The sequence below is a fragment of the Desulfosarcina cetonica JCM 12296 genome (genome assembly GCF_001311845.1).
GTDB lineage: Bacteria > Desulfobacterota > Desulfobacteria > Desulfobacterales > Desulfosarcinaceae > Desulfosarcina > Desulfosarcina cetonica.
In genome coordinates, this window is the sequence record NZ_BBCC01000273.1 from 1 (window position 1) to 6,559 (window position 6,559).

Sequence of the window (6,559 nt, forward strand, 5' to 3'; positions counted from 1 at the left end):
CCTGCATGCCCAGCCGGCCCGCTGCTGCACGGGTCGGTCAACCCGAGCTGAAACCTATTGTAGAGGGAGGGTGCCGTGGCCACTGTCGGGATCATCGCCAATCCGGTTTCAGGCAAGGACATCCGCCGTTTGGTCGCCCACGGCAGTGTGTTCGACAATCAGGAGAAGGTGCGCATTGTGCGGCGCATGCTGATGGGGCTGGAGCGCACCGGCGTGCGGCGGGTCCTGCACATGCAAGATTACTACGCCATCGTGGATCGTGCCGCCAGGGGATGCGACACCCGGATCGAAATTGCCGGTGCCACCATTCCCATGGAGAACAGCCAATTGGATTCCACGCGGGCGGCCCGCTGGATGGTGGACCATGGCGCCCGTTGCCTGATCGTGCTGGGCGGCGACGGGACCTGCCGGGCCAGTGGCCAAGGGCACCCTGGCGGTGCCGCTGTTGCCCATCTCCACGGGCACCAACAACGTTTTTCCCCAGATGATCGAGGCCTCCATTGCCGGGCTGGCGGCAGGATTGATCGCCACCGGTCGGGTGCCAAGCGGGGAGGGGACCTATCGATCCAGCTGCCTGGAAGTGCTTTCCGGCGATACGCTCAAGGACATGGCCCTGGTTGACGTGGCGGTTTCCCGCGATACCTTCGTCGCCTCCCGGGCCATCTGGGATCTATCCACGATCACCCAGGTATTTCTTACCCGCTGCCGGCCGGACAGTATCGGCCTGTCCGCCATCGGGGGACAGCTGCGCATCATCCGGCCATGGTCGCGCACCGGCCTGCATCTGGTTCTGGGCAGTGGTGATCGCCGGGTCACGGCGGCCATCGGTCCGGGCCTGTTTCAATCCGTGGCCGTGAAAAGCGCGGTCCTGATGAATGCCGGTGAATCCATTGCCGTTGATGCCGGGGCCTGCGTGCTGGCCCTGGACGGCGAACGGGAAGTGGATGTGGCCGCCGGGGAGCCCATCGCCATCCGCCTGTGCGCCGACGGCCCCCGAGTGGTGGATGTGGCCCGGACCATGGAGAGTGCGCAGGTAAGGGGGCTTTTTGTCGAAACCATTTAACTTCTACAAAGGAGGACACCATGGCCGAGATCTTGAAGGCAGCATTCCTGTTTGTCGCACCCAACGCTGATCCGAAAACCCATCGCCAATGGGTGAAAACCGAAAAAGTGCATGTGTTGTCCGTTGCGGTCAAAGATTATGCAGACGCTGTGGCCACGACCAAACAGCTCGTTGCGGAAGAAGGAATCAGCGCCATTGAACTGTGCGGTGGTTTCGGAAACCGGGGTACGGCCATGATTGTCGATGCCGTAGGAGGAAAAGTTCTTGTCGGCGTGGTTCGATTCGACGTTCACCCCGGGCTGGGCAATGTGAGTGGCGACACGCTTTTCTGACGAGATGGGCGCCATCTATCCATCTATCGTCCCACCGGCGCCGCGTCGGCAAAGCAAAGGGGCCTCAAAGAGGCCCCTTTACTTCTTTCTCACGGTAAGTGGCGGGTCAGTCGAAAAGATCCTCCAGGCCTTCGAAAACATGACTCAGGTACATCATCTTTGGAGATCCCCCCATGGCCACGGCCATGAAGGCCGCCTGCAGGATTTCCTCTCGGGATGCCCCCAGGGTCGCGGCATTTTCCAGATGCAGGGCGATGCACGCCTCGCATTGGGACATCACCGAACAGGCCAGGAGGATCAATTCCAGGGTCTTATGCGGCAACGCGTCCAGTTCGGTGAGCTTTTTGGTGAATTCGAGATACTTGCCGTACATGTCCGGGGCATATTTCTGGAGATAGGTCAATGACTGGCTTGCTTTCTCGGCTGCGTTCATGGATAGCTCCTTTTCTTCAGCGGCGGGTTAACCAGGAATGTCTTCCTGCTTCTCAAGATCTTTTCTTTCTATTCTTTCTAACTGTAGCAATTCTCATGCCCCCGCCCATTGATTGCTGGTGGCGAAATAGCGCGTTTTTTGGATCCCAATCGACATCCAAGGGGCGTACTGTTCCGGATTCGAACACCCGTGGAGAGTTGATCTGATCGAAAATTGAACAGCGGCCTTTGACCGCCGGCGGAAGAAAATGACACCGGCCAGAGAAGTCCTCAGAACATGGCATCCAGCAACTGGTCCATGGAGACGTCCTTGATATAGTTGGTCAGAAAAACCCCATCCAGGCGTTTTTGCAGGGCACTGCGACGGTGCTGGCAACCCACCAGGCGGACCTCGATATCGGCGATATCCGCCTTGCCGAAATAATCGCCGTAAAAGCGGGCGGCATGGATCACCCCATCCCGGACATCCAGGCAGACTTCAATGGTGCCTCCCGGGGTGCGGGTGACCCTGCGAAAGTTGTACTCGGGCGAGCTGCCGAAATTCCATTCCCAGCGACGATATTTTTGCTCGGCCAGGTCCTCGATGGCGGCCCGGTCATCAGCGGACAGATGGCCCGGTTTGCCGGCATGGGCCTTTCGGATGTGCGTGGTCAGATCGTCCATGAACGTTTCGACATCCATGGGGCCAACCAGATGCTCGCTGATATTGGTCACCCGGCTGCGGATGGACTGAATCGCCTTGTCCGTGTATTTGGCCGGATCCACGAGCAGCACGGCGGCCAGCATCTCCAGGTCCACGTCAAAGAGCAGCGTGCCGTGATGCAGGACCCGCTGTTTATGAATATGCTGGGCGTTGCCGGAGATTTTCAGGCCCTCAACGATAAGATCGTTGCGGCCGTCGAGTTTGGCCGGTACGGCAGGGTGTTGAGATAGTCGAGGATCGGACGGGTATAGGCGGCAAAGTCGATCTCTTTTTTTCCGCCGTTGGCCTTGATGAAGGTGAAATTGACATTTCCCAGGTCATGGTAGACGGCGCCGCCGCCCGTGATGCGGCGGACAACCCGGATACCGTGACGATCGACGAAATCCGGGTTGATTTCGGAAAGCGTGTTCTGGTTTCTGCCGACGATGATGGCCTTATGGTTGCGCCATAACATGAAGCAATCCTCGTCGGCGTTTTTCAACAGATACTCTTCAGCGGCAAGATTAAAGGCCGGATCGGTTTCGGTGCGGGTAAAACAGTACATGTCGTGCTCCTATGGCAAAAGGGTGACTGTGCCCCTTCAACTTGCGACTTCCGTACCGTTTTTTCAATCCGCCTGAACGATGATTTGGGATGAAATGATAAAATATGTAATGCCGATGTGCCCGTGCCACTCATTTCCCTCTATATTGACGGTCTTATTGCCTAAAAATACGATATTTCCCTATAAAAGAGGGAATTTTATAAAACATATTCAATGTTTTCTGTCGGTTATCTTGATGTGACCCCATTTCAAATATGAAAAGACAAAGCTTTTCTAACGTTCCTTGACCGCGCCATTTGCCCGGCAACCGAAAACCATACATCTGTCATAGCCGTATCTTTGGGCAATTTCTGCAAAAACATTTTCTCGTTTCATCGATTTTATTGCCTGGTTCATTTTGGCAACAATCTCCTCCCTATTGGCCAGGTTCGACTTTTTCGATATGCAGATATAAATCGGTTTTGGATCTGTGATCGGGTGAGGTAACATCGTGAATCTGTCAGCCAGTCCCATATCCACAAAATTGGCCTGCATGGTTTCAGCCGCCCCGGCAATGGCCTCGACTCTACCGGCACCGAGCATTTTTATCATCTGTCGGTAATCCCCGACCTCGTTAACAAGAATCTTTTTTTCCTCCACGGCCCGGTCAAACTTTTCACCGGTGGTGTAACCACGGACGATAGCGATCTTTTTGCCATACAGGTCCTCGATTTTTTCGAAGGGGAATGCTTCCCTTTTTCTGACAAACACCGCCAATGTTGCCCATCCCATGGGAACATCCAAAAATTCGGCAAGTTCCTCCCGCTCAGGGGTTTTGTAGCCACCGAAAAAACCATCTATGTGACCCGTCTCCAGGTCCCTCAGGACCCTTTTCCATGGCAAGGGTCGCATCTCCACCATGACTCCGCTGCGCTTCGCCACCTCCCGCATAACATCCAGAAAGGGGCCGGTATATTTGCCATTCTCCTTCCATTTCCATGGCTTGGAAACGGTGTCATTGAACGCTATCACCAACAGCCTGGGCACTTGGGCGGAAAAAACAACAGGGATCTCGGCAAAAAGCAGCACGGCCACAGAAAATAGAATTTTTGAATTCTTCATAGAATGGAGGTTCCGGCAAAGTGGTTCAAAACAAAGGAAGACACCTATATTTCACATTTTCTTGTGAATAGGTAATCTTTAAGATGATACCCCCGATGTCTTTCTTTTCACAACCCACAAAATAAAATGGGCAAAACCCAGGGAAAAGGCTTTGCCCCAATTGGAGGTGCAATTCAGGAGCGATGGAACCGGATCAGAACAATGGGGGACAATGTCCCTCAGTGATGACCATATCGCCCGTTTGTTGGGAATCTTTAAGGGAGGGGTTCCCGATGCCCTCACGGCGAAAAGACAATTTACCTATTACTTATTTATTGATGGCCCCGGTCATCCCCGGGCCTTCGAGTTACGTCGGTTAAATCGAAATGTGAACTCGTCGAGGTAATAAGCCAAGTGTGATGGCCGAATTGCTCCCTGGTGAGTCCCAAGCCACACGCGACTGAGGGGTATCCAATCGAGCTAAGCGTGGCATGATTTGAAAATAGCATAGATGGGGATTACGCAAAGTTATTTAGTTAATTAGGGTCGTCCCTAACCTCACTAACCTCACTAACCTCACTAACCTCACTAACCTCACACTAACCTCAAGGGTCGTCCCTAACCTCATTGAATTCGGTTATTTTTTATTCTTGAAGCTCACAAAGGCAACACTTTTCCCATTTAACAGAAACAGCTTTCTCTAAAATTGATTGAATCGAAGCTGGCACAATAGGAGGATTCTGTGAAGTCAGCTTATTTGCAATATATCTTGCAATTAGTGGTTTCCCAGAATCGCCGTGGAGTCCCATTTCTTTTCTTGCTTTTTGGGTTAGGTCGTCAACGTTTGGAATTTCCGGTGAAAGATCTTTTTCCCATTTGTTGGGAAAACAGGCGATATTGTCACATATTAATATGTTATCTGGAGGGTTGGTTGGCTCTCCAAGAAGATTTAAAAGTTCCACTGATTTATCAACTATATTTTTATCGTTACTATTTTTGTCATAATCGAACAACATGTAACATGGGATTCCGAGTTCATTAAAAATCCGATAAAGCCTGTCCAAAGAACCTTTTCCACCCGAATCAACAATACTTATATTCAATTGGTCGAGATGATAACCAGCCGCCTCTGCATAAATTGGCAAAGCATATTGTTCTGTTGCTCCTTCTACAAGAATAATACTTTTGGCAAAAAACCCTTCACTACGATTGGGATGGTATGCGTGAGAGTACAGCTCGCGAATAGAATCATGGGAAGCTTCAATGCCGTATCTGGCCTTAAGATCATTAATCATTGCCTGCATAGGCAATTGCCAAACGATGCTTTTAACAATATTTTTGTCATCAGTTTTATTTTGAACGGACTCAACCCGTACAACCTCATCAAAATAAGCAACATCCAACAAAAGCGATGAATGTGTTGAGAAAATCACTTGGTCATCTTTATCAGAAATCCCTCTAAATACTCTGCGAATATTTCTCTGTGCTTGCGGATGCATATAGAGTTCAGGTTCTTCTACAGCAAAAATCATTGGCTTCTTTTTTTCTTCCCCTACTCCTGTTATCAATTCAGAATAACAGCGTAAAATCGAAAAAATTATCGCTCTCTGAAGACCGTGTCCTTTATTGGTAACCATATTGCGGAAACCGTCATCAGCAAAAAGTTGAGGTGTTGTTAATAATGTTTCCACAGAAGGGGATTGAAATTCGATTTCAAGATCACAAGTCATGTATTCTTTTAAAACATCGTTCAATTTTTTTTCAGTTTTTACGATGCTCTCCAAACGCTCATTACCACCAATACGGTTTAACCTTTTCTGAAGATCTGCTAATGTTGTTTCAAGTTCTGCTTTTTGCTGCGCTGTAACGCTTTCCAAAACCGCATATAGCAGTTTTCCAAAAGGGTTTGTTTTAGTAACCTTGGCCTCATCGGTTATGTCTCTCACCGCTGGGACAAAAATAAAATGAGGCAATGTACCTTTCAAAACCCCAGCGTATCCCTGTGGATTTTCATTCCAGAAATCTTTAAAATCGGCTTCTGTAAGATGATTTTCTATAAATTCCTTGGCCTTTTCTTTCCATACCCCGACTCCGGGCTTTGCCGTTCCGATATAATTAAGAAAATCACCGTTGCCCACTTTTAAATTGTTTTTATTTTTCCACCATTCGGTAATGTTTGCCCCATTGATGTGGCTTTCCTGGAGCCATTCGTATATAGGCATAGGTTTACAGAAATGTTGGCTAATGACGGGCTTTCCATCACCCGGAGGTGCATCATCTTCTTCTGATTCTTCAATTTTCCATATCGCTGAACGAGCTATATGAAATGTATTATCCGGCCTTAAAAAGGGCTTTAATTTATCATCTTCTTGTTCAGTTTCAGTAATGTCCGGTTAGGTTTTTGC

General features: G+C 50.0%; 7 protein-coding genes and 1 pseudogene. 2 read left to right on the forward strand and 6 right to left on the reverse strand.

The features are described 5' to 3' along the window. Window positions 1-445: 445 nt before the first annotated feature. The gene (locus tag JCM12296_RS46450; protein ID WP_246805190.1) at window positions 446-1,063 is read left to right on the forward strand and encodes a hypothetical protein; all 618 of its coding nucleotides are present in this window, start codon (window positions 446-448) and stop codon (window positions 1,061-1,063) included. 20 nt (window positions 1,064-1,083) lie between these two features. Then, a complete protein-coding gene (locus tag JCM12296_RS31595; protein ID WP_054701457.1) occupies window positions 1,084-1,395 on the forward strand; it encodes a DUF6506 family protein in 312 nt (103 codons plus the stop codon). Between the two features lie 106 nt (window positions 1,396-1,501). Here JCM12296_RS31595 and JCM12296_RS31600 read toward each other — a convergent pair whose 3' ends face one another. The 6 genes and pseudogenes from JCM12296_RS31600 to JCM12296_RS31615 form a co-directional block, all read right to left on the reverse strand. After that, the gene (locus JCM12296_RS31600; protein WP_054701460.1) at window positions 1,502-1,828 is read right to left on the reverse strand and encodes a carboxymuconolactone decarboxylase family protein; all 327 of its coding nucleotides are present in this window, start codon (window positions 1,826-1,828) and stop codon (window positions 1,502-1,504) included. Window positions 1,829-2,097: 269 nt separating this feature from the next. Beyond that, window positions 2,098-2,709 carry a lipoate protein ligase C-terminal domain-containing protein gene (locus JCM12296_RS42850; protein ID WP_422699201.1) on the reverse strand — a complete coding sequence of 204 codons (612 nt, stop codon included), beginning with the start codon at window positions 2,707-2,709 and terminating at the stop codon, window positions 2,098-2,100. Continuing rightward, window positions 2,694-3,074: a lipoate--protein ligase family protein gene (locus JCM12296_RS42860; protein WP_218188386.1), complete on the reverse strand. Its 381-nt coding sequence runs from the start codon at window positions 3,072-3,074 to the stop codon at window positions 2,694-2,696. The genes JCM12296_RS42850 and JCM12296_RS42860 overlap by 16 nt, the downstream gene beginning before the upstream one ends. Window positions 3,075-3,347: 273 nt before the next feature. Then, a complete protein-coding gene (locus tag JCM12296_RS31610) occupies window positions 3,348-4,175 on the reverse strand; it encodes a substrate-binding periplasmic protein (RefSeq protein ID WP_054701463.1) in 828 nt (275 codons plus the stop codon). Between the two features lie 330 nt (window positions 4,176-4,505). Then, window positions 4,506-4,619 (reverse strand): annotated as a pseudogene (locus JCM12296_RS39270) (IS1595 family transposase); the annotation flags it as partial. A 179-nt stretch (window positions 4,620-4,798) separates the two neighbouring features. Continuing rightward, window positions 4,799-6,376, reverse strand: a complete 1,578-nt coding sequence (locus JCM12296_RS31615) for an ATP-dependent nuclease (protein WP_054701466.1) — start codon at window positions 6,374-6,376, stop codon at window positions 4,799-4,801. Window positions 6,377-6,559: the final 183 nt, after the last annotated feature.